Raw genomic sequence first — 26,968 nt, 5'->3', positions numbered from 1 at the left:
ACCCATCATCGGGGGTTCATCATGCAGTATCAGAAATTCGGCAATACCGGTCTCAGCGTCTCGCGCCTGTGCCTGGGCACGATGACGTTCGGCCTGCAGATCGAGCAGGAAGACATCGCCCATGCCATCCTCGACAAGGCGGCCGATGCCGGCGTCAACTTCATCGACACGGCCGACGTCTATCCGCTCGGCGGCGGCGAGCAGCTTGCCGGCCGCACCGAGGAGATCGTCGGTGGCTGGCTGAAGGGCAAGCGCGACCGCTTTATCGTCGCAACCAAGGCCGTCGGAAAAGTCGGCCCGTCTCCCTGGGATCAAGGGGCATCGCGCAAGCACCTTCTCGATGCGATCGACGCTTCACTGCGGCGTCTCGGCACGGATTATGTCGACCTTTACCAGCTGCATTCGGACGATCGCGAAACGCCGATCGACGAGACGCTGGAGGCACTCGATGTCATCGTGCGCTCAGGCAAGACCCGCTATGTCGGCGTGTCAAACTTCCTCGCCTACCGCCTGGCATTAGCGCTCGGCCGGGCCGATTTTCTGCGGACCGCCCGCTTCGTCTCGGTGCAGCCGCGCTACAATCTGCTGTTCCGCCAGATCGAGCGCGAACTGCTTCCCTTGGCCGAAGAGCAACGCATCGCCGTCATCCCCTACAACCCGATCGCCGGCGGCCTTCTCACCGGCAAGCACAAACATGACCAGGCCCCGACCGAAGGCCGCTTCAGCACGCAGCTGCGCAGCGCCGGCACCAACTATCTGCAGCGTTATTGGCACGAACGCGAATTCGCGACGATCGAAAAGCTGCGCGGCATTGCCGAAGAGGCCGGGCAGTCGCTCACCAAGCTTGCCGTCGCCTGGGTGGCCGCCAATCCGGTCATCACCTCAGCCATCATAGGCGCCAGCCGCCCCGATCAGCTGACGGATACGCTGGCCGCCATCGACCTGAAGCTCGATCCAGAGCTGAAGGCGAAGCTTGACGAAGCCACAGTCGAATATCGCTGGGGCGACGCGGCTCGGTGAAGAAGCACGAACCGGCGGTCGATTGCCGCCGGTTCTTTCACAGATAAGTCGGACGCTTGCCGGCAAAGAGCTCGGCATGGCTCTTCAACAGTTTGCTCATGCGGTCGACCACGGTGCGGATTTCCCGGCGATGGCGGTCGGCATTGTTCATGACGATCCATTGCCGGTGGCGCAGCTCCGGAATTTCCTCGCCGACCCGCTCCAGCCGCGGCTCCTGATCTCCGACGAAGCAGGGCAGAACGGCAATGCCGGATCCGGCGAGCACCAGATCGTGCAGCGAGCGCGGGCGACTGACCGTGAAGGCGATTTCCTCGCGCTTGTTCTGGTGCGGCCAGCGCAGATAGGCCGAGATCGCTTCTTCCTCCGCGACTGCGATCCAGCGCTGCGGGCCTGAAAAGCGCATGTTGCGGGCCTGATAGGCAGCATAGGCGACATCGCCGGTCTTGATGGCGGCGAGATTGGTTTCCTCCGGCTCGAAGGCGCGGATGCCGATATCGCTTTCACGATGGGCAAGGCTGGCACGGCGCTCGCCGAGCTGCAGGTCGATGCGGAACCCGTCACGCTCAGAACAGATTGTCGGCATGTTCTGACTGAGCAGCCAGCCGACCCACGTGCCGGCGGCGATGCGAACGACGGACATGCCCCGGGTATCCCGCTGCCAGCTATCAACCTTGCGGGCAGCAGCTTCCATCTCCAGCAACTGGTCGAACAAGGCCTGGCCGTCATCCGTCAGCGCATAGCCCGCCTGGCTGCGCTCGAACAGCGGGCGTCCGATCTGCCCTTCCAGCTCCAGCATGCGACGGCCGATCGTCGCCGGACTGAGGCCGCTGGAAGCGACGGCGCCGGTCAAGCCGCCGCCACGGGCGACATCGAGAAAAAGCTGATAGGAATCCCAGGTCGTGTTTTTCATAATTGAAAAACATAAGCCGATAATGGCTATTTATAAAGCAAATTCCGATGTGTAGTTGAAGGGATGCCTCACAGGAAGGAGACATCTCATGATGGACAGCATGGCCCTGGCGAAAGCCATGGAAATACAGAGCCTGGCGCGCGAAGAACAATGGCGCCGTAGCGAGGATCTGTTTTATCTCGACAATGCGCGGGCCCCCTCACCCTTCTTTCAATGGCTCGGGCGAATGTTTGCCGCGACACGCAGCCGCTACCGGGCAATGAAAAAGGCGGATCGGCCGAAAATCGGCCGATCCGCCTGCGGTAGCAACAACAGCTGCGGTCAGGCCGCCTGCTCGCGCATGTAATTCGCGCTGTAGCCGGCCTCAATCTTGAACTGCAGGATAAGATGCAGCAGGGCATCCGCCTCGGTTGAGAGTTCGCGGCTGGCTGCCGTGGTTTCCTCTACCATGCCGGCATTCTGCTGTGTCATCTGGTCCATGTGATTGACCGAGGAGTTGACCTCCTGCAGCGCGCTGGCCTGATCGTGGCTGGCGCGGGCGATCATTTCCACATGGTGGCTGATCGTCACGATCTGGCTGCTGATCCGTGCGAGCACCGAACCGGCCTCCTGCACGAACTGAGAACCGGAATTGACTTCCTCGGTCGACTTGTTGATGAGCCCCTTGATTTCCTTGGCCGCAGCGGCCGAACGCTGTGCGAGTTCGCGCACTTCCATGGCGACGACCGCAAAGCCCTTGCCGGCGTCGCCGGCGCGAGCGGCTTCGATACCGGCATTGAGCGCGAGAAGGTTGGTCTGGAAAGCGATCTCGTCGATGACGCCAATGATCTGCTCGATCTGGCGGGAGGCGTCTTCGATGCGTCCCATCGCGTCAATGGCATTGCCGACGACGACGGAACTGTCATCGGCGCTGCGCTTGGCTTCGCGCACGATCGCATCCGCGTCCTTGGCGCGCTCGGCGGACGAGCGAACGGTGACGGTGATCTCGTCGACGGCGGCGGCGGTCTGCTCCAGCGATGCGGCCTGCTGCTCCGTGCGCTTCGACAGATCCTCGGCTGACGCCGCCATCTGCGCGCCGTTGCTCTGGATCATCTCGACATTGCTGCGGACCTGGCTCAGCGTCTCCTGCAGGCGCGACAGCGAACTGTTGAAGTCCTGCCGCAGCTGTTCGAGGCGGCCGATGAAAGGCGTGTCGATCGTCGCGGAGATATCACCCTGGGCCAAGCGCTCGAGACCGGCGGCAAGCTCGCTGACGGCATAGTCGATCTGACGGTCGAGTTCGCGCTTTTCGTCGTCGTTGCGCTGGCGCTCATGCTCTGCGGCAGCACGCTCCTCGTCGCTCTGCTCCTCGATACGGATCTTCGAAATGGCGTTTTCCTTGAAGATGCCGAGGGCACGGGCCATGTCGCCGATTTCGTCCCGGCGCTGCTCGCCGGAGATCGAGGTCTCCAGCATGCCATCGGCGATGCGTCGCATGGCGGCGGTGATCTGGCCGATCGGGCGCTGGAGGGTCAGCACGAGGGCGATGCCGCCGGCGACCGAGAGGATGATGCCGAGGGCGGTTGCCAGGATGGATATGGAATTTGCCTGGTTGCGCTCGCTGCCGGCGCTCTGCTTCTGCGTTTCGGCGAAGGCGGTCAGCTGACTCCAGACCTGATCGAGCTGCTGGCGAGCGCTGGCATATTCGCCGATTCGCTGGTTGATGGTATCGACTAGCTTGCCGCCGGCGTCATCCATGGATTTGATGGCCGGACGAATGGCCGTGTCGATGTCGCCGGCAAAATCCATGCTCTTGGCGCTCTGGTTCAGCGTGTCGATATCGCCGCCGAGCTTGGAGACTTCCTGGCGCAGGCGGACGAGATTGTCCTTGTTCGTATTGGCGTTGAAATCGGCCAGCACGAGCTGCAGCGAATAGATCGAGTCTTCAAGGCGGCGCGTGTCCTGCAGGACCGAATTGGTCTGTGCGACGCGGGCATCGAGCGACACGAAGGTCGTGGTCGCCTGGCGCATCATCTGCGTCGCCGCCAGCTGCGTATAGGTCGAGGTCTGACGGAAGCGCGACAGCAGCCGGCTTATATTGGTAATCGTGTCGTCGGTCGGGACATCTGTACTTTCGGTGAAGGCAGCAAGATCCTTGATCGTGCCTACCAGCGATTGGACGACGCTCTTCTGGTTCTGCGGCAGGGCAAGGTCGATGGAGCGTTGCGCCTTGTTCAGATCCGTCAAACGATCCTTCAGAAGCTTGACCTTGTCAGCCGGCGTCGCGGCCTTGTTGAAGTCTTCGGCAACAGAGGCCAGCATATCGCCGCCCTTCAGCAGGCGGTCGGCGGAGCGGAGCGTGGAGGTTGCATCCGCCTGATCCTGGCGCATCCGGTCTTCCAGCTGCTGGCTATTGAAATTGACGTTGAAACGGGCACTGATCAATACCCGCTGCGCGTCGTCTATCGTCTTGCGGAGCGAGAGTTCCTGTTCATGCAGTGACCAAAGCCTGCCGACGAGATTGGACATGTCAGCGGTCTTTGCTATCGCGTCAGTCAGATTGTCGCGACCGTCCGCATCTGCGCCGAGCTGGCCGAGAGTCGCATTCAGCACCCCCTGCTGCGACTTGATGTCCTCATAGAGCTTGTCGCGCTGCTGTGTGTTGGTGATGCGCAGGAAGTCATCCATGGAACCGTAGAGGTTCTTGAACCCGGTCAGGGACTGCAGGACGCTGTTCGAAATCTCCATGCGGCCCTGAAGCAGACCCGACGCATAAAGCCCGGTGAGACCTACGGCGGAAATGCTGATGACGAACGGCAGGACGAATATCAGAACCTTCGTCTTGATGTTGAAACGCGACAATATCTTGTCAATGAACATTTTGGCCCAGACCTCTCACACACCGCTCCCCCGTCGACGCAGCCTCAGCGCTGACCGGATGTATAACCATCGTTCTTGAAATATCTGCAGGCGGGGTTCCCGAGTATAAGTCAGGAAGCAATCATTGCTTCGGCTCTAGCTTGCAGTAGAGCACCCCAAGAAATCGATTGGGATTGTCGGTGTGATTAATTAATTTTCAGATAAGGGTGTTGTGCCACCCACAACATACAATCAAACGCTGAAAAACGTATGAGGATACCTATTCCATTGCGCGAGCCAAGGCGGCCGCTTAGCCACGGCGAAGAACGATGAAAGCGGCCGAAATCAGAAGCCGCGTACAGTAAGGTAGGCGATACAAGCGGCTGTAACGCCGGTCGCCAACATCAACAGTCTTGCCGCCAAAAGCTTGGCATTGTCACGGGTCTGAGCAATTGCAATGGCGCGAGCGCGACGCTGTGTTCTGTTCATGAGTATATTCCCATTTTCGCACTGACACGATAACCGGCAAATGGTGCTTTCGGCAACTGCCAATGTATTCACTAATAATGTAGGAAAGGAAAACGCGAGAAACAGAGGCGGGTTCCATTTTCCCGGGGCGCCGGCAAGCCGCTGAAATGGCAGCTCAAGCAGCTTCGCCCGCCACATGGCCCGAGGCCCATGCCCATTGAAAATTGTAACCGCCGAGCCAACCAGTCACGTCGACGCATTCGCCGATAAAGAAAAGACCGGGAACGGTTTTCACCTGCATCGTCTTCGAATCGAGACAGGACGTGTCGATGCCACCCAGCGTCACCTCGGCGGTGCGATAACCTTCCGAGCCAGAGGGCTTGACCGGCCAGGACTGGATGGCTGCCGCGAGCTGCTGCAGGCGCTTGTCGGATAGATCGGCCATATTGCCGGAGATGCCCTCACTCTCGACAATATGCTGCGCCAGCCGCTTCGGCAGGCTTTCCGCAAGCGCCGTCTGCGCCGATTGCCGGCCATTCACTTGCTTGGCTTTCTTCAGAAGTGCGAAAATGTCGATATCGGGCTCGATCACGACGGTAATGTCCTCCCCTTCCCGCCAATAGGAGGAAATCTGCAGAATGGCGGGGCCGCTGAGGCCGCGATGGGTAAAGAGCAGGGCTTCGCGGAAAGCCGTCTTGCCGTGCCGGATCTCGGCAGGTGCGGCAATGCCCGACAAGGGCGCCAACCGCTGGAGCGATTGCGGATCGAGCGTCAGCGGCACGAGACCCGGCCGGGTTTCGACCAAGGGCAAGCCGAATTGCTCGGCGATGCGGTAGGCAAAGCCGGTGGCCCCCATCTTGGGGATCGACTTGCCGCCCGTAGCGACGACCAGCGAGGATGCTTCGACGGCGCCTTCGGATGTGCTGACGCGATAGCCGTCCGCCCTCGGCTCAACGCCGCTGATCTCCGTTCGCAGTCGCAGTTGCGCACCGGCTGCGCGCATCTCGTCCGTCAGCATGCGGATGATATCCTTGGCGCTATCATCGCAGAAGAGCTGGCCGAGCGTCTTCTCATGCCACGCAATGCCATGGCGCTCGACCATGGCGATAAAATCCTGGGGCGTGAAGCGCGCGAGCGCCGATTTGGCGAAATGCGGATTGGCGGAAAGGAAGTTCTTCGGGCCGGCGTTGATGTTGGTGAAATTGCAGCGGCCGCCGCCGGAAATGCGGATCTTCTCGCCTGGTGCAGCGGCATGATCGAGCACAAGGACGGACCGTCCACGCCGGCCAGCGCGGATGGCGCACATCATGCCTGCCGCACCCGCACCGAGGACGATCACATCATATCTGCCGGTCACGCTTCAGCCCTTTATTCTTCGCCGCGCTCTGTCGTCATTTTTCCATCATACGGCGAAAGTCCGAGCGGTTTTCCCCCTCGCCAATTGGCAAACTGCAGTTATGATGCACTCACCGATCAACCCAAATACGGTGTTTTATGCCCGCGAGAAAGACCCCGCTGAAAGCTTCCATACCCGTCTCGAAAGCCCCTACGGTACCTCCTGGTCTGAGATCGGCACGCGGCGTGGCAAACTGGAAGGAAGCGGCTCAATGGCTGCGGGCACGCGGGATCGAAGACATCGAATGCATCACGCCGGACCTTGCCGGCGTGCCGCGCGGCAAGATGATGCCGACCTCGAAATTCACGTCCAACACGTCGCTGGCGCTGCCCTCGGCGATTTATCGCCATACGATCTCCGGCGAGTACCCGGAGGAGACGGAGAGCTTCCGCTACGAGCCGCGCGACAGCGACCTCAAGCTCGTGCCGGATCTTTCGACACTCTCGGTTGTACCCTGGGAGAGCGACCCGACTGCGCAGGTGATCTGCGATATCGTCAATTCCGAAGGCGAGGAAGTGTCCTATACGCCGCGCAACGTGCTGAAGCGCATCATGGGACTCTATCGAGAGCGCGGCTGGAAGCCCGTTGTGGCACCTGAAATCGAATTCTATCTCGTCGCCAAGAATGACGACCCCGACTATCCGCTGCATCCGCCGAAAGGCCGCTCCGGCCGCTCCATCCTTGGCGGACAAGGCTATTCGATCGCCGGCATCAATGAATTCGACGAACTGATCGATGATATCTATCATTTCTCGGAGAAGCAGGGCCTGGAGATCGATACACTGATCCATGAAGAGGGACCGGCGCAGCTGGAAATCAACCTGCGCCACGGCGACCCGATCGAGCTTGCGGATCAGGTGTTCATGTTCAAGCGCACCATCCGCGAGGCAGCGCTGAAGCACGGCATCTACGCCACCTTCATGGCCAAACCAATGCAAAGCCAGGCCGGATCGGCGATGCACATCCATCAATCGGTCGTCCACATCGAGACCGGCAAGAACGTCTTCACCAATCCAGACGGAAGTCCGTCGCAGGAATTCTTCCATTTCATCGGCGGCATGCAGCGCTACGTGCCGAACGCACTCGCCATGATGGCGCCCTATGTGAATTCTTACCGCCGGCTGGCACCCAACATGTCCTGCCCGGTCAACAATGCCTGGGGCTACGACAACCGCACCACCGCCTTCCGCGTTCCGGTTTCGGATCCGCAGGCGCGCCGTGTCGAGAACCGGCTGCCGAGCTCCGATGCCAACCCCTATCTTGCGCTTGCCGCTTCACTCGCCTCTGGTCTGCTCGGCATCATGAAGAAAGTCGAGCCGACAGCTCCGACCGAGGATTCGGCCAATGAAGGCTCGATCGACCTGCCGCGCGGCCTCCTCGAGGCTATTGCGCTGATGGAGGACGAGCCCGCTTTCGAAGAGGTTCTCGGCAAGGACTTCATCGACATCTATGCCGGCGTCAAGCGCGGCGAATTCGAGACCTTCATGCAGGTGATCAGCCCGTGGGAGCGGGAATTCCTTCTGCTCAACGTGTGAGGGAGATCGCCCATGACATTGCAGGAAACATGGCAAAGCCCGATCGCGCCGGGTCTTTCCTTCTATCAGGCGACCGTCGGCGATCGCGCCAGCTATCCAAAACTCGATGGCTCGCGCCGGGCTGACGTCGCGATCGTCGGCGGCGGCTATACCGGCCTTCAAGCCGCCTATAACCTCGCCAAGGGCGGTGTCGAGGTCGTTCTGATCGACGCCAACCGCTTCGGCGACGGCGCCTCCGGCCGCAATGGCGGACAGCTCGGCACCGGCCAGCGCTGGTGGCCCGAAGAACTCGAAGAGAAAATCGGCTATGAGCGCTCGAAGGCCCTCTTCGATCTGGCCGAGGACGCCAAGCGCCACCTTCTCGACTTCGCATCGGAGCATGGCATCGACATCGATTTCCTGCCCGGCCAGATGAATGTCACGCACAAGCGCAGCTACAAGCGCGACTATATGGACAGTGCGGAAATCGCGGCGACCCGCTACGGCTATCCGCACATGACGTTCATGGATGAGGCCGAAACCCAGGAGCGGCTGGGTTCGCAATTCTATCTCTATGGCGTTCGGGATACGGGCACGGGCCATATCCATCCGCTGAAGCTGCTCATCGGCCTTGCCCGTGTCGCAGCCGAAACCGGTGCGTCGCTTTTTGAAATGACCAAGGCGAAGGGCTTTCGCCAAGCAAGTGGCAAGACCATAATCGAAACGGATGGCGGAGAGATCACCGCCGACCGCGTGCTGATCGCCTGCAACGGCTACATCGGCAATCTGGAGCCTGTCACGGCAAGCCATGTCATGCCGATCCGCTCCTTCATCGGTGCCACCGAGCCGCTCGACCGCTTCCCGCAGGTTCTTCCCGGCAACGAGGCGGTGGCCGATTCGCGATTCGTCGTGCGCTATTTCCGCAAATCGAAGGATGGGCGCCTGCTGTTCGGTGGGCGTGAGGCCTATACGGCAGACAATCCGCGCGACATAACGCAGCATATCCGCCGACAGATCACCGAAATCTACCCGGCTCTCAGCGATATCAACATCGATTATGCCTGGGGCGGCTCGGTCGGCATCACCATGCCGCGGCAGCCTTTCGTGCGCGAGGTCATGCCGGGCGTCACCTCAATCGGCGGCTATTCCGGCCATGGGGTGATGCTGTCAAACTATTGCGGTAAACTCTATGCGAAAACGGTTCTCGGGAATGCGGACGAACTTCATCTCTTCAGGGAGCTGAATATCCCGCCTTTCCCCGGCGGTGCGCGCATGCGGGCGCCTCTGCTGTTCCTGGCGCTCTCGTGGTTTGCGTTGCGCGACAGGTTTTGAAAACCGGAAGATGATTTCTTCCGCCGGCGATCCGCTCTAAAAAGCCGACCTGAATTTTGCGATGCACACTGGCCTTTTTAAATCGATTAGATTAAAAGGGGCCTCAACCAAGACCGATTGAGAGATAGCTCATGAGCAGCCAAATCATTCCCGTTGAACCATTTGATTATGTCGTTTTCGGCGGCAGCGGCGACCTTGCGGAGCGCAAGCTCCTGCCCGCCCTTTATCATCGCCAGGTCGAAGGCCAGTTTTCCGAGCCGACCCGCATTATCGGCGCTTCGCGCAGTGCGCTTTCCAACGAAGAATACCGCAAGTTCGCCGACGCCGCTCTTAAGGAGCACCTGAAGAAGGGCGAATATGACGACGCCGAAGTCAAGAAATTCCTGGCTCGTCTCTTCTACGTTCCGGTCGATGCCCGCAGCGATGCCGGCTGGGATCAGCTGAAGAAGCTTCTGGACGAAGGCAAGGAGCGCGTGCGCGCCTTTTATCTGGCCGTCGCTCCGGGCATCTTCGGCGACATCTCGCAGAAGATCCACGATCACAAGCTGATCACCAAGCAGACCCGCATCGTCGTCGAAAAGCCGATCGGCCGCGACCTCGCCTCGGCGCTGCAGCTCAACGACACCATCGGCAAGGTCTTCAAGGAAGAGCAGATCTTCCGCATCGACCATTATCTCGGCAAGGAAACCGTGCAGAACCTGATGGCGCTGCGCTTTGCCAACGCGCTCTATGAGCCGCTCTGGAATGCCAACCATATCGACCACGTGCAGATCACGGTGGCGGAATCGGTCGGTCTCGAAGGCCGTGCCGGTTACTACGACACCGCCGGCGCCCTGCGCGACATGGTGCAGAACCATATCCTGCAGCTGCTTTGCTTGACCGCGATGGAAATTCCCTCCTCCATGGATTCGGAAGCCGTTCGCGACGAGAAGCTGAAGGTTCTGCGCGCGCTGAAGCCGATCGACGCCTCCAATGTCGAGCAGGCGACCGTTCGTGGCCAGTACCGCGCCGGCGCTTCGGCAGGCGGCCCGGTCAAGGGTTACCTCGACGAACTGGAAGGCGGCGTTTCGAACACGGAGACCTTCGTCGCAATCAAGGCCGAGATCGGCAACTGGCGCTGGGCCGGCGTTCCCTTCTACATCCGCACCGGCAAGCGTCTTGCCGGCCGCGTGTCGGAGATCGTCATCACCTTCAAGCCGATCCCGCACAACATCTTCGACCAGGCCGCCGGCCGCATCGTCGCCAACCAGCTCATCATCCGCCTGCAGCCGGACGAAGGCGTCAAGCAGTCGCTGATGATCAAGGACCCGGGTCCGGGCGGCATGCGCCTGCGCAACGTCTCGCTCGACATGAGCTTCGCGTCCGCCTTCAACGTCCGCAATCCGGATGCCTACGAGCGCCTGCTGATGGACGTCATCCGCTCCAACCAGACGCTGTTCATGCGCCGCGACGAAGTGGAAGCCGCATGGGAATGGGTCGACCCGATCCTCAAGGGTTGGGAAGCAACCGGGCAGCAGGTACAGGGCTACACCGCCGGCACCTGGGGTCCGAGCCAGGCTATCGCGCTCATCGAGCGTGACGGCCGCACCTGGCACGACGATATCTAATCTGGGACGATAACGATGACAGCGAACATGCATGCTTTCGCCAATGGTGCCGAACTCGCCGGCAAGCTCGCGGACAAGGTAGCCGAGACCCTCTCGGCCGCCGTCGCAACGCGCGGTTCCGCAAGCATCGCGGTCTCCGGCGGCTCGACGCCGAAGGCCTTCTTTCAAGCGCTGTCATCGCGCTCGATCGACTGGGGCAAGGTAACGATCACCCTCGTCGACGAACGGTTCGTGCCGGCTGACAATCCGCGCTCAAACCATCTGCTCGTTCAGGAAAACCTGCTGAAGGACAAGGCGGCGGCCGCCAAGTTCCTCCCACTTTATCAGGCTGCTGCCTCCGTCGAGGAGGCCGCAGTCATCGCCACGGAAGAAACCAAGGCTGTTGGCCATCCCTTCGATGTCGCCATCCTCGGCATGGGCAATGACGGCCATACGGCGTCGTTCTTTCCGGGCGGCAGCAACCTCAAAACCGCACTTGATCCGAATACCCCGCGCGGCATCATCACGATGGAAGCGGAAGGTGCCGGTGAGCCGCGGCTGACATTCACCTTCTCCAGTCTTCAGGATGCCCGATTGCTGGTGCTCCATATCGAGGGAGAAGGAAAGAAGGACGTTTTGGCCAAGGCTGAAGCGTCGGGCGAAGAAACCGAGATGCCGATCCGCGCCATGCTGCGCCGGGCGGCTTCCCCGGTTGAAATTTATTGGGCTCCGTGACACGGCCGTCAGGCCTCGTCATCGAACCCTGAATGACACAGCAACATGTGCTGCGCCATGTGCCCTTGCGGGCGCAACGGCAGAGCATTGACTTTTGGACCCCGCGCCACGCCCTCTACCGAGACAGATTTTCGGGCATTGCGCAGAACAGACGGAGGCAGATCGACCATGGCCGCTGACGCCCGCATTTCCAAGATTACCGCACGCATCGTCGAGCGCTCGAAGCCGACACGCGAACGCTATCTGGACCGCCTGCGCAATGCAGCAACCAGAGGGGCGCAACGCTCCGTGCTTGGCTGCGCCAATCTTGCGCACGGCTTCGCCATCTGTTCCCCCTCCGAGAAAGACGCACTGGCGGGAGACCAGGTGCCCAATCTCGGAATCATCACCTCCTATAACGACATGCTTTCGGCACATCAGCCCTTCGAGACCTATCCGGCCATCATCCGTGAGGCAGCGGCCCAGGCGGGCGGCATCGCCCAGGTGGCGGGCGGCGTGCCGGCCATGTGCGATGGTGTTACGCAAGGGCAGCCGGGCATGGAACTCTCGCTCTTTTCGCGCGACCTGATCGCCATGTCGGCAGCCGTCGGCCTGTCGCACAACATGTTCGATGCCGCTGTCTTCCTCGGCGTCTGCGACAAGATCGTGCCCGGTCTCGTCATCGCCGCCCTCTCCTTCGGCCATCTGCCTGCGGTCTTCATTCCGGCCGGACCGATGACCTCGGGCCTGCCGAACGACGAGAAGTCTCGCGTGCGGCAGCTCTATGCCGAAGGCAAGGTCGGCCGCGCCGAACTGCTCGAGGCGGAATCGAAATCGTATCACGGCCCCGGCACCTGCACCTTCTACGGCACGGCGAATTCGAACCAGATGCTGATGGAGATCATGGGCTTCCATATGCCGGGCGCCTCCTTCGTCAATCCCGGCACGCCGCTGCGCGAGGCTCTCACGCGCGAAGCAACCAAGCGTGCGCTTGCGATTACCGCCATGGGCAATGAATTCACGCCCGCCGGCGAGATGATCGACGAACGCTCGATCGTCAACGGCGTCGTCGGCCTGCACGCGACAGGCGGCTCGACGAACCACACGATGCACATCGTCGCGATGGCACGCGCGGCCGGCATCGTGCTCACCTGGCAGGATATTTCCGAGCTTTCCGACATCATCCCGCTGCTCGCGCGCGTCTATCCGAACGGACTTGCCGACGTGAACCATTTCCATGCCGCCGGCGGCATGGGCTTCCTCATCAAGGAACTCCTGAAGAAGGGCCTGCTGCACGACGACGTGCGCACCGTCTACGGCCAGGGCCTCAGCGGCTACTCCATCGATGTCAAGCTCGGCGCTGATGGCAATGTCGTGCGCGAGCCGGCACCGGATAAGAGCCACGACCCGAAGGTGCTGGCAAGCATCGACTCGCCGTTCCAGAGCAGCGGCGGCCTGAAGATGCTGCGCGGCAATATCGGCAAGGCGGTCATCAAGATCTCCGCCGTCAAGCCGGAGCGCCACATCGTCGAAGCGCCGGCCGTGATCTTCCACGACCAGCTGGAAATGCAGCAAGCCTTCAAGGACGGCAAGCTCAACCGCGATTTCGTCGCCGTCGTCCGCTTCCAGGGACCGAAGGCCAACGGCATGCCGGAGCTGCACAAGCTGACGCCGGCGCTCGGCGTGCTGCAGGACCGCGGCTTCCGCGTGGCGCTCTTGACCGACGGCCGCATGTCCGGCGCATCGGGCAAGGTTCCCGCCGCCATCCATGTGACACCGGAAGCCGTCGATGGCGGCCCGATCGCCCGCATCAGGGAAGGCGACATCATCCGCATCGACGCGATCGCCGGCACGCTTGAGGTGCTGGTCGACGCCGCCGACATGGCCGAGCGCGAGCCCGTGGTCGCCGATCTCTCGGAAAACGAGTTCGGCATGGGCCGCGAGCTCTTCGCTCCCTTCCGCCATACCGCAGGGCCGGCGGATCAGGGTGCGAGCGTCCTGTTCCGCCACTGAGGCTGTACCGCCGGATATCGGCAGGCGGCATCAAAGGCTGATTATGGGGCCTTCGATGCCGCCTTTTCGACATTCGCCGGAGCCTTGTCCGTCCAAGCCGGCGGAAGGCCGAGGCGTTCTCCCACGAAGCCCGTCACGCCCGGCGACTTCCCGAATACCTTGCAGGCCTCATACTTGGGTGCGCGGCCTACGAGCGCCGCCAATTTCGCCCGGGAGGGGAAAGAAGGCGTCGCGCCGAACGGCGTCTTGCCCTTGACCAGCATCTTGCTGAAATCACCGCCGAATTTGGCGGCGAGGCTATAGGCATCCCCTTCCTTGGCAACGGTGCCCGAATCAAGAAATGCGTTTGCACCGCGCCCCCAAATCATGACAGCCCTCTGCACACCCTGGGAATTAAGAGCTTCCGCCTCAAGCGAGAGGCTGCCCATGCCGATCGGAATGCGGGGGATGGGCACAGGCACATTCGGCAGCAATATGCTCGTACCCACGGATGCGACTTTCGAGACGCCGACAACAGTCGCATTCGTCGTCTTGACCTGTGTCACGACGGCGCGAACCGTCAAATCCGCGGGCTCGGACAGACCGACAACGACGAAGCGTTCACTCAATCCGGAACAAAGTGCCCTGTCGACGGCATTGGTGACAAGGCTACGCTGCGCGGGCGTAAAAGCAGCACTTTCAGCCCGCATCGAAAAGGCGGTCGGAATGATCCTGACGGTCTTGGCCGCAAGAACATCATCCCTGCTCACCCGAAGAAGCGAATGCGCGACCAGCCCGTCCGATCGGGTCAGGCCGTCATAGGACCGCAGGGATCCTGCGCGATCCAGCGGCGCGGCGGCGCAGCCCGCCAGCAGGCTCAAGAGAAGGGCCATCGACCAGATATCAGGCCTCAAGGCACGTGGACCATAAGTTCCAGTTTCATCATGATTTGAGATTGCATTGGCTGGCATTGATGTTTGCGCTCCTGCACCGGGTTATGAACATTCGGCATTAACATTAAATATCGCACTTGGTGTAAAAATTAATGTTGGCTACTTTGCGGCAACCGACAGGCGAAGCGAACGAATTATTTCACCGGAAACCGAGGTCTCCGAGGAAGGCGCGACAAGATGTGCTGATGATTTGAGTGGCGTTGCGACTCATGCCAAAATGGACGGATGCACGATGCACCCCCAAAGCCGGAAGGCCTGCGCGAACAGAAGCGCCGCCTGACCTTTCAACGCATAGCGGAAGTCGGAATGAAATCCTTTCTGGCGAAAGGCTATCAGGAAACGACGATCGACGAGATTGCGGCCGCGGCCGGCATTTCCCGCCGGACTTTCTTTTATTACTTCAAAAGCAAGGATGATATTCTTCTGGCGCATCAAAGCGGATACATGGACGCGCTTCGAGCGAGCATCATGGAGAATGCATCAGCCGGGCGACCGATCGAGGTCGTTCATCAAGCGACCCTAAGACTTGTGATCCGCCTCCAGGCTGAGGCACCTCAGCTTTTTGAAACGGCCACGCTGCTGCGTCAAAGCGAATCCCTACGTGCCCGTACGCGAGGCAACTACCTGCAACTCGAGCAAGTCGCCTATCAGGCCTTGTGCGAACTGTTTCCGACGAAGGATCGCGACGGGCTGCGGCTGGCTTCAATGATCGCGGTCAGCCCCCTGCGCCTCTCGGTCGACAAATGGCTGCAGGAAAATGGCAGACTGCCGCTGATCGAGTATCTGAAGGATGCGCTCGGAAAATGGCGGACGGAAATCTGATCCGTCAGCCGCATGGACCGCGCTAACCTGTTTCCTGTGGCCGCTGATCAGGCCCTGATGTCAAGCACGCGGTTCTTATGAGCCGGATGCGTGCTGTAGACGAAGATCTTGTTCATTTCCTTCTCCGTGAGGAGACGCAGGAAACGGACTTCGACGGTGTTGTTGGAAAAGACCTTCATCAGCACGCAGCCGACCTTGGTGATACGCGCGTCAGGGATATCCAGATAGAATTGCTTGGGCAGATTATACTGGGTGAGGATCGCGAGAACGGCGCTGCTTTGCGAAATGCGGATAATATCGCAGCGGCGGGACGCAAGGTTCATCACGCCCTTTTCGGTGTATTCGAGGCGCGCCGCGTTCATCGTATCTTCCATGCGGAACCGCACCTCACGGTCATACATGAAAGATTCTTCTTTATTGAGGAAATGCTGACCTGAATTAGCTCTGCCGAACGCGGCCATCTTAGTAAACCCCTGGGGTATATTATGATGGGAGACTAGCAGCGGGTCTTTAACAGAAGGTTTGAATGCGCCGGCCCAAGATGAATTTTATTGTTCATTTTTACTTGGGCCGGCGCATCCCGTAAGCGGCTACTTGCGGTAGGAATGGCCACTGGCGTCGAAAAGATGCAGCTTCTGGCGGTCGGCGGCAAAACGCATCTTCTGGCCGCGATGAATATCGGCAATGCCGGGGATCTTGACGATGATCGGCTCGCCATCGACCAGACCTTCGATATAAAGCTGCGTGACTTCGCCGAGCGCCTCGACGATGGAAACCTCGCCTTCGAAGAGATAATCGTCACCGGTAGCAAGACGCAAATCTTCGGGACGCACGCCGAAGCTCGCCGTCTTGCCCTTTTCGGAGGCGTCTGTCGGGACATCCAGCGTTACCGACTTGCCACCAGTCAGCGTGACGGTCGTCGTCGCGCCGGTCTCGGTGACCGTCGCCGAGATGATGTTCATGGCCGGGGAGCCGATGAACTTCGCGACGAAGAGATTGGCCGGGCGCTCGTAGAGTTCGAGAGGCGCACCGACCTGCTCGACACGACCGGCCGACAGCACAACGATGCGGTCCGCCAGCGTCATGGCTTCCACCTGATCGTGGGTGACGTAGATCATCGTCGTCTCGGGCATGGAGTCGCTGAGCTTGGCGATCTCGATGCGGGTCGCGACGCGCAGGGCTGCATCCAGGTTCGAGAGCGGCTCGTCGAACAGGAAGACCTTCGGATTGCGGCAAATGGCGCGGCCGATGGCGACGCGCTGGCGCTGACCGCCCGAAAGCGCCTTCGGCAGACGCTCAAGATACTGGCCGAGCTGCAGACTTGCCGCCGCCGCGCGGACGCGACGGTCGATCTCCTGCTTGCTTTCGCCGGCAATGCGCATGCCGAAGGCCATGTTGTCGTAGACGGTCATATGCGGATAGAGCGCGTAGGACTGGAAGACCATGGCGATGCCGCGCCGCGACGGCGGCACCTCATTCACCTTCTGGCCGGCAATCATCATATCGCCCGCAGTAATGCTCTCCAGCCCTGCGATCATCCTGAGCAAGGTGGACTTGCCGCAGCCGGAGGGGCCGACAAAGACGATGAATTCGCCCTCGTTGATCTCCAGATCGATGCCGTGCAGCACATGCACGCTGCCGTAGGATTTCTTGATATCCTTCAGAACAAGTCCCGTCATTATGCTCCCTCCTCCCAAAGGTCAGGCAAGACGCGCGAAATAAGCGCCCCAGGCCGGAATATCGATCTTGTTGCCGTAGTTGTTGCTGGTAAAGCCGTGTCCCGTCAATGCCTGCCAATTACCATCAGGCAGTGCCGCCAGCGTTTCGACCGGGCTCATGTTGAAGGCGCAGAGAATGGTTTCGCCTGCATATGCGCGGGCATAGATCAACACGTCGCCCTGCGGTTCCGAAAACGCGATCTCGCCCTTGGCGAAGGCCGGATGCTGCTTGCGGAAGGCGAGGAAGCGGCGGTACTGCTCCAACACCGAATTTTCATCGCCCTGCTGGACGCTGACGGCGCGCAGAATGTGTTCGACCGGCACCGGCAGCCACGGCTTGACGGTGGAAAAGCCACCCTGCGCAACCTGGCTGTCCCAGACCATCGGCGTGCGGCAACCGTCGCGGCCCTTGAACTCCGGCCAGAACTGAATGCCATAGGGGTCCTGCAGATCCTGATAGGCAAGATCGGCTTCCGTCAGTGCCAGTTCTTCGCCTTGATAGATGCATACGGAGCCGCGCAGGGTGAGCAGCAGTGCCGCATAGAGCTTGGCGAAGGCATCGCGATCGGCGACCAGATTGCCCCAGCGGCTGACATGGCGCACGACGTCGTGGTTGGAGAAGGCCCAGCAGGCCCAGCCTTCCCGCGCTGCCGCATCGAAATCATTCATCACCTCTTCTACCCGATCCGGCGAAAGCGCGTCCGGCGCCAGGAATTCGAAGGCGTAGCACATGTGCATCTTGTCGCCGCCGGACGTGTATTCGCCGACGATTTCGAGGCCGCGCTGGCTGTCGCCAACTTCGCCGACGGCGGCAATAGCCGGATATTCGTCGAGCACGGCGCGGAAGCGCTTCAGGAACGCCAGGTTCTCGGGACGGTTCTTGTCGTAGAGGTGTTCCTGGAAGTTATAGGGATTGACTGCCGGCGCCGTGGACGCATTGCGGCGCGACGGGTCCAGGGCGGGATTATCGCGCAGTTCCTTGTCGTGGAAATAGAAGTTGATGGTATCGAGACGGAAGCCGTCGACGCCGCGGTCGAGCCAGAAACGGACGACATCCAGCAGCCGGTCCTGCACCTCCGGATTATGAAGGTTCATATCCGGCTGCGAGGTCAGGAAGTTATGCAGGTAATATTGCATGCGGGTCGGATCCCACGCCCAGGCAGAGCCGCCGAAGATCGACAGCCAGTTGTTGGGCGGCGTGCCATCCGGCTTAGCATCGGTCCAGACGTACCAGTCAGCCTTGGGATTGTCCTTGCTCGAGCGGCTTTCGACGAACCAGGGATGGCGATCGGAACTGTGCGACAGCACGAGATCGATCATCACCTTGATGCCGAGGCGATGGGCTTCCGTCATCATAGCATCGAAATCGGCGAGCGAACCGAAGATCGGATCGACATCCTCGTAGTTCGAAACGTCATAGCCGAAATCGCGCATCGGCGAGGTGAAGAACGGCGAAATCCAGATCGCATCGACACCGAGTGCGGCCACATGCGGCAGGCGGGCGGCGATCCCCTTGAGATCGCCGATGCCGTCGCCGTTGGAGTCCTGATAGGAGCGCGGATAGATCTGATAGATCACGGCGCCGCGCCACCAGTCCTTGTCAACTTCTAAAGCCGATTGAGGGGCAATGCTCATGCTGAATGGGTCCTGTATAAGTGCGTGTTCTTGAATCAGCCCCCCTTCACCGACCCGGCGAGCAGACCGCGCACGAGATAGCGCTGCAGACCGAAGAAGACGAGGAGCGGAATAATGATGGTGACGAAAGCCGATGCCGTCAGGATTTCCCAATTGCCGCCGCGCGAACCGAGCAGTGCATTCAAGGCAGCCGTCAGGACCAGGTGATCCTTGTCGGTGCCGAGGAACACCATCGCAATCAACAGATCGTTCCACACCCAGAGGAACTGGAAGATCGCGAAGGAGGCCAGCGCCGGGAAGGACAGCGGCAGGATGATCTTGACGAAGATGTCGAAATCGCTGGCGCCATCGACGCGGGCGGATTCGATGATCTCCTTGGGCAGGCCGGCAATATAATTGCGCAGGAGATATATGGCGAGCGGCAGACCAAAGGCCGTGTGCGCCATCCAGATGCCCGGATAGGTTTTCGATGGCACACCGAAGATCTGGCCGATTTCATTGTAGATGCGCAAAAGCGGGATCAGCGACATCTGCAGCGGCACGACGATCAGGCCGACGACGAGCGCGATCAGAATCGCGCGGCCGGGGAACTCCATCCAGGCGAGCGCGTAAGCGGCAAAGGCGGCAATCAGGATCGGGATGACGGTCGCGGGGATCGTCACCGTCAGCGAGTTGATGAAGGACTGGCCGATGCCCTCGCCGCCGAGCACGCTGCGATAGTTGTCGAACGTGAATTGCGGCGGCGTCGCGACGGTGAGGTAGACGCGCTTGGCGCGTGCATCGGCTTCGAATGCACCGTTCTTCTGATAGCGATAGCTGCCATCGGAATTGATCGTCAGCGTTTCGCCGTTCTCCAACTCAGCGGGAGAACCAGCCTTGTAGGCGGCCGGTTCCTGCACGCGCAGGCCGAAAGACTGGATCTTGCCGCCGCCTTCGACGGCAAGCGTGCCCGAAATCACGAAATTCGCGCCATCGGGCTTGGCCTTGTCCGGGCCATCGAGGCGGGCGGCCGTCGTGCGCGAGGAGCCGGCAAACGCCGTCCACCAGCCGGAAACGACAATCTGATCCTTGTCACGAAGCGCGGTGACGAAAATGCCGAGCGTCGGCAGCAGCCAGATGAGGACGATGAGCAGCACCGCGGCGTGAACGAAGATGCGAGCGGGACCGATGCGACCGAGATTTCCAATCATGTCAGCGTCCCTTCGTCTCAGCGTTTGCACGACGGATGTTCCAGATCATGATCGGCGTCACCGCGACCATGATGACGAGCGCGATAACAGCGCTTCGGCCGCTGTCGCCGCCGCCACGGAACATCCAGTTGAACATCAGGTTGGCAAGCACCATCGTGTTCCACTGGCCGTTGGTCATGGTGAGCACGATGTCGAAGACCTTGAGCACGAGGATGGTGATGGTGGTCCAGACGGTGGCGATCGTGCCCCAGACCTGCGGGACCATGATCTTCCAGAAAATCTGCCAGCCATTGGCGCCGTCGATGACGGCCGCTTCGATGGTTTCTTCCGGAATACCGCGCAAGGCGGCCGAGAGAATGACCATGGCAAAGCCGGTCTGGATCCAGATCAGCATGACCATCAGGAAGAAATTGTTCCAGAAGGGAATGGTGATCCAGACTTCCGGCGTGCCGCCGAACAGCTGGACGACGGCGTTCAGAAGGCCGATCTGCGCATCCGTGCCGCCGCGATATTCGTAGATGAACTTCCAGATGACCGAAGCGCCGACAAAGGAGATCGCCATCGGCATGAAGATGACGGCCTTGGCGATATTGCCCCACCAGATGCGGTCGGTCATGACGGCGATCACCAAGCCGAAGAAGGTGCAGGCGGCCGGAACCACAGCCAGCCAGAGAATGTTGTTGAAGATCGACTGGCGGAATTCGGTGTCGTTGAAGGCCCAGACGTAGTTGGCACCACCGACGAACTGGCTGCCATCAGGTCCATAGAAAGACAGGATGAGCGTCGCGACTACCGGATAGACGAGATAGACGACGAGCAGGAAAAGAGCAGGCCCGAGGAACAGCCAGGGGCGGATCAAGCCGCGGCGACGAAGATTGACGGCCGCCTGATGGACGTCGTCGCCCTCCCGCGCCGGGAAAATCAAGTCCAAGAGCTTGTTGGAGAACCAGAAATAAGCGGCGCAAATGGCAACGCCAAATATCATGGCGCCAATCGCCGACACGATCTGCGAAATCATTCATTCCCTCCCCGAATTTACCTGCTTTGGTCCACCAGTCCGACATCGGCCACGCATGAGGGCGGGCCGTCATATGCTGTATGGCGCCGCCGGCGAGCTGCCGGCGGCGCTCAGGCTATGATGTCTTACTTGATGGCGTCCCAGGACTTCTGGATCCCGTCGGCAACATCCTGTGCGGACTTGCCGCCGACGAAGTCCACCATGCCGGTCCAGAACGAGCCTGCGCCGATCTTGCCGGGCATCAGGTCCGAACCGTCGAAGCGGAAGGTGGTGGCCGTGGTCAGGATCTCGCCTTCCTTGCGCAGCGTGTCATTGGCGTAGGCTGCGGTATTGACACCCTTGTACGGCGTCAGGAAGCCGGACTGCGCCATCCAGATTTCCTGGGCGATCGGCGTCTGCAGGAACTGGACGAAAGCGCGAGCGGCCTTGGAGTCCTTGGTAATGGCGGCCAGCGTACCTGCGCCCTCTACCGGCTTGCCGAGTTCAGGATGCGCGGCATAGGGCGGGAAGTAGAAGAAGTCCGCATCCTGACCGAGCTTGGTGCCTTCCGGGAAGAAGGACGGGATGAACGAGGCCTGCTTGTGCATGTAGCACTTCGGCGGAACCGAGAAGAGGCCCTTCGGGCTGTCGCGGAAGTCCGTCGAAGCAACGGCCGCAACACCACCGGCGACATATTTCGGGTTCTTCGCGAATTTGCCGAATTCCTCGATGGCGGCGACGACCTTCGGGTCGTTGAACTTCAGCGAGTTATCGACCCAATGATCGTAATCCTGCGGCGTGTTCAGGCGCAGCATCAGATCTTCGACCCAGTCAGTCGCCGGCCAGCCGGTGGCGCCGCCCGAACCGAGGCCGATGCACCAGGGGGTACCACCGTCCTTGACGATCTGATCCGAAAGCTTGATCAGGTCCTCCATGGTCGTCGGAACCTTGTAGCCGGCTTCCTCGAAATTCTCAGGCACGTACCAGACGAGAGACTTCAGATCGGCCTTGTAGGGGAAGGCATAGAAGGCGTCCTTGCCGTCCTTGCCCTTGTAGGTGCCGTAGCCGACCCAGCTGTCGCCGGCGCCGTAATTGCTCTTGACCCAGCTTGCGAGATCATCGCCGAGCGGCGTCAGGTAGCCCTTGCTGGCGAGGTTGGCGAACAGACCCGGCTGCGGCAGGATGGCGACGTTCGGCGGCGAGCCGGCCTGCGTGTCGATGACGATCTGCTGCTCGTAGTTTTCCGAGGACGAATATTTGGCGTTCACGCCGGTCGCTTCGGTGAAGTAGTTGAGGACGCTGGTGAAGAGAGCCTCGTCCTCACCGCGCCAGGGGCCGAAGATGGTCAGCGTCTCACCCTTCAGGTCGGCATGTGCCGCCTTGAAGTCGTCATAGCTCTTCCAGTTGAACTTGGAGTCCTGACCGGGCTGGAACTTCAGATCGGCAGCCATCGCCGTACCGGCCATCAAAGCAGCGGCAGCGACGGTCATCAAAAACATTTTTTTCATGCGGTTGTCCTCCCAAATAACGAAACCCATGAGCCCAGGCACTGTTTTGTGCTGCGCGCCCCATTCCTCAAAGCGCTTTGGCTACCTCTCTCATCCATTGAGCGCGGGATAAAGTCAAGTGATTTTCAGATTTGGGCCGGTATGCACAGCAATTCTCGCACTGCAGCATAGAATGCATGTCGATTTTTTGCTAATTATCTTGTCTCCCGCACTTCTCCTGCTACATAATTGAAAGCGCTTTGAAAGCCTGAGACTTTTCGGGAGGTTGTCTCGGCATCGTAGCGGCAGGCAGTTGGAGGAGCCGAAATACCGTGAATCTGAAACAGCTATCGCAAATGCTCGGGCTGTCGCAGACGACAGTCAGCCGGGCTTTGAACGGATATCCGGAGGTCAATCGCGAGACCCGCGAGCGCGTTCTCAAAGCGGTTCGGGAAACCGGCTATCGACCGAACAAGGCAGCCCAAAGACTTGCGACCGGCAAGGCCGGCTCGATCGGGCTCGTCATGCCGACATCCCCCGGAAATTCATCGGACGTGCATTTCTCGGAGTTCCTGACGGGGCTGGGAGAAGAAGCCCTGCGGCACGATTTCCATTTCGTCCTGACGCCCGCCGATCCGAACGATGAGGTCGGTGCCTTGCGACGGCTCGCAGCCAGCGGCAATGTCGATGCGCTGTTCGTCAACTATATGCGCGGCCACGACCCACGGCTGGAGATGCTGAAAACGCTATCCATGCCTTTTCTCGTCCACGGGCGTTCGATCGGCTCGGAGCCGGACTATCCCTTCCTCGACCTCGACAATGAAGCCGCTTTCTACGACGCCACGAAGCTGCTGCTGCAACTCGGACATCGGCGTTTCGCTCTTCTGAACGGGCCGATCTACCTCGATTTCGCCATTCGCCGGAAGAACGGCGTGGATGCAGCCCTTGCCGAACGTGGTCTGGCGCTCGACGAAGCTTGCACCAGCCATACGCCGATGACGGACGAACAGGGCCTGCTCGTCATGGAACGCATCCTGCAGATGGAGAAGGACAAGCGGCCGACAGCAGTGCTCTGCTCCAGTACCGTGCTGGCGCTCGGCGCCGTTCGCGCCATCAACCAGGCAAAGCTCAGGCTTGGCGAGGACATCTCGATGATCGCCCATGACGACGTGCTGACCTTGCTCAAGCCGGAAAACTTCACCGTGCCGCTGACGACAACCCGCTCGTCGCTGCGGGCGGCGGGCGTGCGCATCGCCGAACGGCTGATCGGCGAAATCAAGCATACGGAGACATTTCCGGCTCAGGAATTATGGAAGGCCGAGTTGATCGTGCGCGCCTCGACCGGCGTCGCACCGGCTTAAAACCTCGGCGGCTTTTTGCCGGCTGAGCGATGGGCAGCGATGACGGTATTGGCCATCAGCATGGCGATCGTCATCGGACCGACACCGCCCGGAACCGGCGTGATGGCGGCGGCGACTTCGGAGACTTCGCCATAGGCAACATCGCCGACAAGACGGCTCTTGCCCTCGCCCCGCTCCGGTGCGTCGATGCGGTTGATGCCGACATCGATGACGGTCGCACCCGGCTTCACCCAATTAGCCTTCACCATCTCCGGACGGCCCACAGCCGCCACCAGAATATCGGCACCCTTTGCGACAGAGGCGAGATCCTTCGTGCGCGAATGCGCCGTCGTGACCGTCGCATTGGCAGAAAGCAGCAATTGCGCCATCGGCTTGCCGAACAGATTGGAGCGGCCGATGACCACGGCGTTCAGACCCGACAGGTCCTCGCCATGGATGGAGCGCACCAAAAGCATGGCGCCGGCCGGCGTACACGAGATCAGCCCGGTTTCGAGATCGCCGGTTGCCAGCTTGCCGGCATTGACCACATGCAACCCGTCGACATCCTTCTCCGGCTTGATCGACTGGATGATCGCATCGGAATTAAGATGCTTCGGCAGCGGCAGCTGCACGAGAATGCCGTGGATGGACGGATCGTCATTCAGCGAGGCCACGAGCTTTGCCAATTCTTCCTGCGTCGTCTCGGCCGGCAGCGTGTGCTGGATGGAGTTGAAGCCGCATTCCCTGGCCATGCGGCCCTTGGCGCCGACATAGGTGTGGCTGGCCGGATCATCGCCGACGATGACGACCGCAAGTCCGGTCTTCACGCCGGCCCCGTCTTCAAGCCCAACCGCTGCAGCCTTCACGGCCTCGATCACCGATGCCGCCGCTTGTTTCCCGTCGATCACTGTCGTCACGCTCGTCTCCCGATCATGAATTCGGTGGCAATCTACAGGCCCTCCGCCCGACGGAATTGCCTGCAAACGCCCTATGGTGTCTGAAAGCGGTAATTGCAAGGGAAAACGATGAGGCGCTCAGTCGCGATCCTGATGCCGGCGCACCGCGTAGGTTTCGACCTTGGCGCGCAGGGATGCAAGCTCCTGCTGGATGCGGACCCATTCGTCCGCGATGTCGAGCTGATCTGTACCATCAGAAACAAGAACAGCCGATGGTTCAGGTCCGATGTCGGGCAACGGCGGCAGCTCATTATCACCGTCATGATGCAAAGCGCGGGCTGCCGGCATGATGCTTTCGTCGGTCGCATGCTCTTCCGTCGGCTCCGCATCAGCCAGCCACTTGCGCAGGAATACAGCGCAAAATGCCAGGCAGAGACCTACGAGGAAGCCGGTGGCCTGATTGCTCGCGAGATGATCATCCAGCGGCGCAGCGGACGCGACGGCCTGAGACAGCACGGTCAGCGGCGGCCTGACTTCAGACACCGTCATGGCGGCATTCTGCTGGTCGGCCTCGTAGCGGCTCTGTGCCGTCGCGACGGCATCCTGCAACTGTGCAAGATGGCCGAGGTCGACATCGCCCACCGCCTGACTGGCCGCCGTCATTTGCGCCGAAAGAGACGCCTGTTTCTCAAGAGCCGCTTTCACGTCCGCTTCGCTGCTGACAGCCAGCCGCTGTAGCTGGCTGCGCATATTCGCCGCGAGATCGTCGACCGTTGCCTGCTGCGCAAGCAGTCGAGGATGGCGCGGGCCGAGCTGCACGGAAAGCTGAGTCAGCTGCGACTTGGCAGCGTTGTAGCGGCTGCGCAGATCATCAAGCCCGGGCGATGAAAGATCGCCTGACAATGCACCGGTCAGCACCGATGCCGGCGTCGCCGATTTGACGGCTGCAAGACGGGCCTTGGCGGTGCGTACCGCCAGATCGGCTGCCTTTATCTGCACATCCAGCTGCTGACGCTGCTGCTGGAGCGCCGCCGCCGCCGCAATCTTGTCTTCGCCGTAGCGCGCCTTGAATTCGGCAAGGGTGGCGGAGGCGTGATCGAGTTCCTTGCGGCTTCGATCAGACGCCGTTTCGGTCCCACGCGACGTACCGGCCGCCTTTGCAACAGCGGGATCATAGAGAGTGGCGATAACAAGCCGGTTGGCAATATCGGCCGACCTGGCGGGATCGCTCGACGTAACGATCAGGCGCAGCAGGCCCGCCTGACCATCGATATCGACGGCAATATCTTTGCGCAGCGTTGCTTGAGCACGTGACGGCGCATCGGATGCATTACCGCTGCCGGAGAGCAGCTCGACGGCAACCCCGAGGGCACCTGCGCGACTGCCGGTAAACTCCGGATCGCGATCAAGCTTCATCCTGGCAACAATGTCGGACAATACGGACGGGGCAACGACGCGCTTCGCCGCGACATCCAACAGGGCCTGGCGCCCCCTACCTTCGCCGTCCGCATGCAGAACGGCCTGCGACACATAGAGCGGCGGCGGGGCAAGCAAGGTGGGAATGGCCGCTCCCGTCAGCGCGGTTGCAGCGATGAAACAGAGAGCGCCGAAGCTGAGGGACCAGCGTCCGGCCCGAGATACGTGTTCAACGACAATTGGAGCAGGGGCGGCCTGTCGCGGAAGCTCCCGCATGCCTTCCAGCAGATCGGGCACGAATTCCAGCAAATCGGGCATGGGCTCCGATGATGGCTCCGGCATCTCGCGGCGTTCTGAGCGGTAGGCATGTGGGACATCTTCCGCCTGCTCGGCCGCCGCCCCGATCACCAGCGATCTTTTTCGACCAGACACCGGATAGGGATCGCCATTCAACCGTCTGCGCAGGATGGCGCGCAGTTCCGCATCGCGCGGATCGTCGGAGTTGGCTGCACGCAGATCCGAGACGCCACGCAAGTCGTCGTCTTCGCCGTAAGGGGAGATATGTCGGCCAGATCGCCGCGAAACCTCTTGGGTTTCCGCATCGTCGGGGTGGAATCCGGTCCTGGCTTTGCTTTCAAACATGGCGGGTTATCTCGCGCACATGGTCCGAGACCAATGCAAATGGTTAACCCACTCTAAAATTTCATGCCAAAGAAAGAGTTAACGCCAAGCCCGCAAATACTA

At 60.7% G+C, this 26,968-nt stretch carries 23 protein-coding genes; 10 read left to right on the top strand and 13 right to left on the bottom strand.

Features of this window, described 5'->3' with window-relative positions; all coding sequences use genetic code 11:
- The first annotated feature begins 21 nt into the window (after positions 1-21).
- Positions 22-1,020: an aldo/keto reductase gene (locus tag ABOK31_RS01410; protein WP_349957497.1), complete on the top strand. Its 999-nt coding sequence runs from the start codon at positions 22-24 to the stop codon at positions 1,018-1,020.
- A gap of 37 nt (positions 1,021-1,057) precedes the next feature.
- Here ABOK31_RS01410 and ABOK31_RS01405 read toward each other — a convergent pair whose 3' ends face one another.
- Positions 1,058-1,930 (bottom strand): LysR family transcriptional regulator, encoded by an 873-nt coding sequence (locus tag ABOK31_RS01405; RefSeq protein WP_349957495.1) that lies wholly within the window; start codon positions 1,928-1,930, stop codon positions 1,058-1,060.
- Positions 1,931-2,018: 88 nt separating this feature from the next.
- Between ABOK31_RS01405 and ABOK31_RS01400 the strand changes: the two genes are divergently transcribed.
- Entirely contained in the window at positions 2,019-2,276 is a 258-nt protein-coding gene (locus ABOK31_RS01400; RefSeq protein WP_349957494.1) for a hypothetical protein, read from the top strand.
- Here ABOK31_RS01400 and ABOK31_RS01395 read toward each other — a convergent pair.
- The 3 genes from ABOK31_RS01395 to ABOK31_RS01385 form a co-directional block, all read right to left on the bottom strand.
- The gene (locus tag ABOK31_RS01395) at positions 2,252-4,789 is read right to left on the bottom strand and encodes a methyl-accepting chemotaxis protein (RefSeq protein WP_349957493.1); all 2,538 of its coding nucleotides are present in this window, start codon (positions 4,787-4,789) and stop codon (positions 2,252-2,254) included. The two genes, ABOK31_RS01400 and ABOK31_RS01395, sit on opposite strands and share 25 nt — an antisense overlap.
- A 324-nt stretch (positions 4,790-5,113) precedes the next feature.
- The gene (locus ABOK31_RS01390; RefSeq protein ID WP_167376544.1) at positions 5,114-5,257 is read right to left on the bottom strand and encodes a hypothetical protein; all 144 of its coding nucleotides are present in this window, start codon (positions 5,255-5,257) and stop codon (positions 5,114-5,116) included.
- 154 nt (positions 5,258-5,411) lie between these two features.
- A complete protein-coding gene (locus ABOK31_RS01385) occupies positions 5,412-6,593 on the bottom strand; it encodes an NAD(P)/FAD-dependent oxidoreductase (protein ID WP_349957491.1) in 1,182 nt (393 codons plus the stop codon).
- A 137-nt stretch (positions 6,594-6,730) separates the two neighbouring features.
- Between ABOK31_RS01385 and ABOK31_RS01380 the strand changes: the two genes are divergently transcribed.
- The 5 genes from ABOK31_RS01380 to edd all read left to right on the top strand — a co-directional run bounded on the left by ABOK31_RS01380 (position 6,731) and on the right by edd (position 13,791).
- A complete protein-coding gene (locus tag ABOK31_RS01380; RefSeq protein ID WP_174179386.1) occupies positions 6,731-8,167 on the top strand; it encodes a glutamine synthetase family protein in 1,437 nt (478 codons plus the stop codon).
- A 12-nt stretch (positions 8,168-8,179) separates the two neighbouring features.
- Complete coding sequence (locus ABOK31_RS01375; RefSeq protein WP_349957490.1) at positions 8,180-9,478, top strand: FAD-binding oxidoreductase; 1,299 nt, start codon at positions 8,180-8,182, stop codon at positions 9,476-9,478.
- Positions 9,479-9,609: 131 nt separating this feature from the next.
- Positions 9,610-11,085, top strand: coding sequence for a glucose-6-phosphate dehydrogenase (gene zwf, locus ABOK31_RS01370; RefSeq protein WP_092709201.1), 1,476 nt, complete (start codon positions 9,610-9,612; stop codon positions 11,083-11,085).
- A 15-nt stretch (positions 11,086-11,100) separates the two neighbouring features.
- Positions 11,101-11,799, top strand: a complete 699-nt coding sequence (gene pgl / locus ABOK31_RS01365; protein ID WP_349957489.1) for a 6-phosphogluconolactonase — start codon at positions 11,101-11,103, stop codon at positions 11,797-11,799.
- A gap of 168 nt (positions 11,800-11,967) precedes the next feature.
- Positions 11,968-13,791 carry a phosphogluconate dehydratase gene (edd, locus tag ABOK31_RS01360; RefSeq protein ID WP_349957487.1) on the top strand — a complete coding sequence of 608 codons (1,824 nt, stop codon included), beginning with the start codon at positions 11,968-11,970 and terminating at the stop codon, positions 13,789-13,791.
- A gap of 41 nt (positions 13,792-13,832) precedes the next feature.
- Here edd and ABOK31_RS01355 read toward each other — a convergent pair whose 3' ends face one another.
- Complete coding sequence (locus tag ABOK31_RS01355) at positions 13,833-14,663, bottom strand: DUF3313 domain-containing protein (RefSeq protein WP_349957486.1); 831 nt, start codon at positions 14,661-14,663, stop codon at positions 13,833-13,835.
- A 67-nt stretch (positions 14,664-14,730) separates the two neighbouring features.
- Here ABOK31_RS01355 and ABOK31_RS01350 point away from each other — a divergent pair, with 67 nt between their 5' ends.
- Both ABOK31_RS01350 and ABOK31_RS01345 read left to right on the top strand, forming a co-directional pair.
- Positions 14,731-15,003 (top strand): hypothetical protein, encoded by a 273-nt coding sequence (locus tag ABOK31_RS01350; RefSeq protein ID WP_349957484.1) that lies wholly within the window; start codon positions 14,731-14,733, stop codon positions 15,001-15,003.
- A gap of 26 nt (positions 15,004-15,029) precedes the next feature.
- Positions 15,030-15,545, top strand: a complete 516-nt coding sequence (locus ABOK31_RS01345; protein WP_349957483.1) for a helix-turn-helix domain-containing protein — start codon at positions 15,030-15,032, stop codon at positions 15,543-15,545.
- A 47-nt stretch (positions 15,546-15,592) separates the two neighbouring features.
- Here ABOK31_RS01345 and ABOK31_RS01340 read toward each other — a convergent pair whose 3' ends face one another.
- The 6 genes from ABOK31_RS01340 to ABOK31_RS01315 all read right to left on the bottom strand — a co-directional run bounded on the left by ABOK31_RS01340 (position 15,593) and on the right by ABOK31_RS01315 (position 22,593).
- Positions 15,593-15,946 (bottom strand): hypothetical protein, encoded by a 354-nt coding sequence (locus ABOK31_RS01340; RefSeq protein ID WP_075855754.1) that lies wholly within the window; start codon positions 15,944-15,946, stop codon positions 15,593-15,595.
- A 189-nt stretch (positions 15,947-16,135) separates the two neighbouring features.
- A complete protein-coding gene (ugpC, locus tag ABOK31_RS01335; RefSeq protein WP_349957482.1) occupies positions 16,136-17,224 on the bottom strand; it encodes a sn-glycerol-3-phosphate ABC transporter ATP-binding protein UgpC in 1,089 nt (362 codons plus the stop codon).
- Positions 17,225-17,245: 21 nt separating this feature from the next.
- Positions 17,246-18,898, bottom strand: a complete 1,653-nt coding sequence (locus tag ABOK31_RS01330) for an alpha-glucosidase (protein ID WP_349957480.1) — start codon at positions 18,896-18,898, stop codon at positions 17,246-17,248.
- A 35-nt stretch (positions 18,899-18,933) separates the two neighbouring features.
- Positions 18,934-20,088, bottom strand: coding sequence for a carbohydrate ABC transporter permease (locus ABOK31_RS01325; protein ID WP_349957478.1), 1,155 nt, complete (start codon positions 20,086-20,088; stop codon positions 18,934-18,936).
- Between the two features lies 1 nt (position 20,089).
- Complete coding sequence (locus tag ABOK31_RS01320) at positions 20,090-21,106, bottom strand: sugar ABC transporter permease (RefSeq protein ID WP_174179406.1); 1,017 nt, start codon at positions 21,104-21,106, stop codon at positions 20,090-20,092.
- Between the two features lie 125 nt (positions 21,107-21,231).
- Positions 21,232-22,593: an ABC transporter substrate-binding protein gene (locus tag ABOK31_RS01315; protein ID WP_174179408.1), complete on the bottom strand. Its 1,362-nt coding sequence runs from the start codon at positions 22,591-22,593 to the stop codon at positions 21,232-21,234.
- 311 nt (positions 22,594-22,904) lie between these two features.
- Between ABOK31_RS01315 and ABOK31_RS01310 the strand changes: the two genes are divergently transcribed.
- Positions 22,905-23,933: a substrate-binding domain-containing protein gene (locus ABOK31_RS01310; protein ID WP_174179410.1), complete on the top strand. Its 1,029-nt coding sequence runs from the start codon at positions 22,905-22,907 to the stop codon at positions 23,931-23,933.
- On the opposite strand, the gene folD is transcribed toward ABOK31_RS01310, so the two are convergent.
- Together folD and ABOK31_RS01300 are read right to left on the bottom strand one after the other, a co-directional pair.
- Entirely contained in the window at positions 23,930-24,829 is a 900-nt protein-coding gene (gene folD, locus ABOK31_RS01305) for a bifunctional methylenetetrahydrofolate dehydrogenase/methenyltetrahydrofolate cyclohydrolase FolD (RefSeq protein ID WP_349957476.1), read from the bottom strand. The two genes, ABOK31_RS01310 and folD, sit on opposite strands and share 4 nt — an antisense overlap.
- Positions 24,830-24,946: 117 nt before the next feature.
- Complete coding sequence (locus tag ABOK31_RS01300) at positions 24,947-26,866, bottom strand: succinoglycan biosynthesis transport protein (RefSeq protein ID WP_349957474.1); 1,920 nt, start codon at positions 26,864-26,866, stop codon at positions 24,947-24,949.
- Positions 26,867-26,968 lie beyond the last annotated feature (102 nt).

The organism is Rhizobium sp. ZPR4, from assembly GCF_040215725.1.
Lineage (GTDB): Bacteria > Pseudomonadota > Alphaproteobacteria > Rhizobiales > Rhizobiaceae > Rhizobium > Rhizobium rhizogenes_D.
This window is presented reverse-complemented; position numbering and strand designations above follow the sequence as displayed.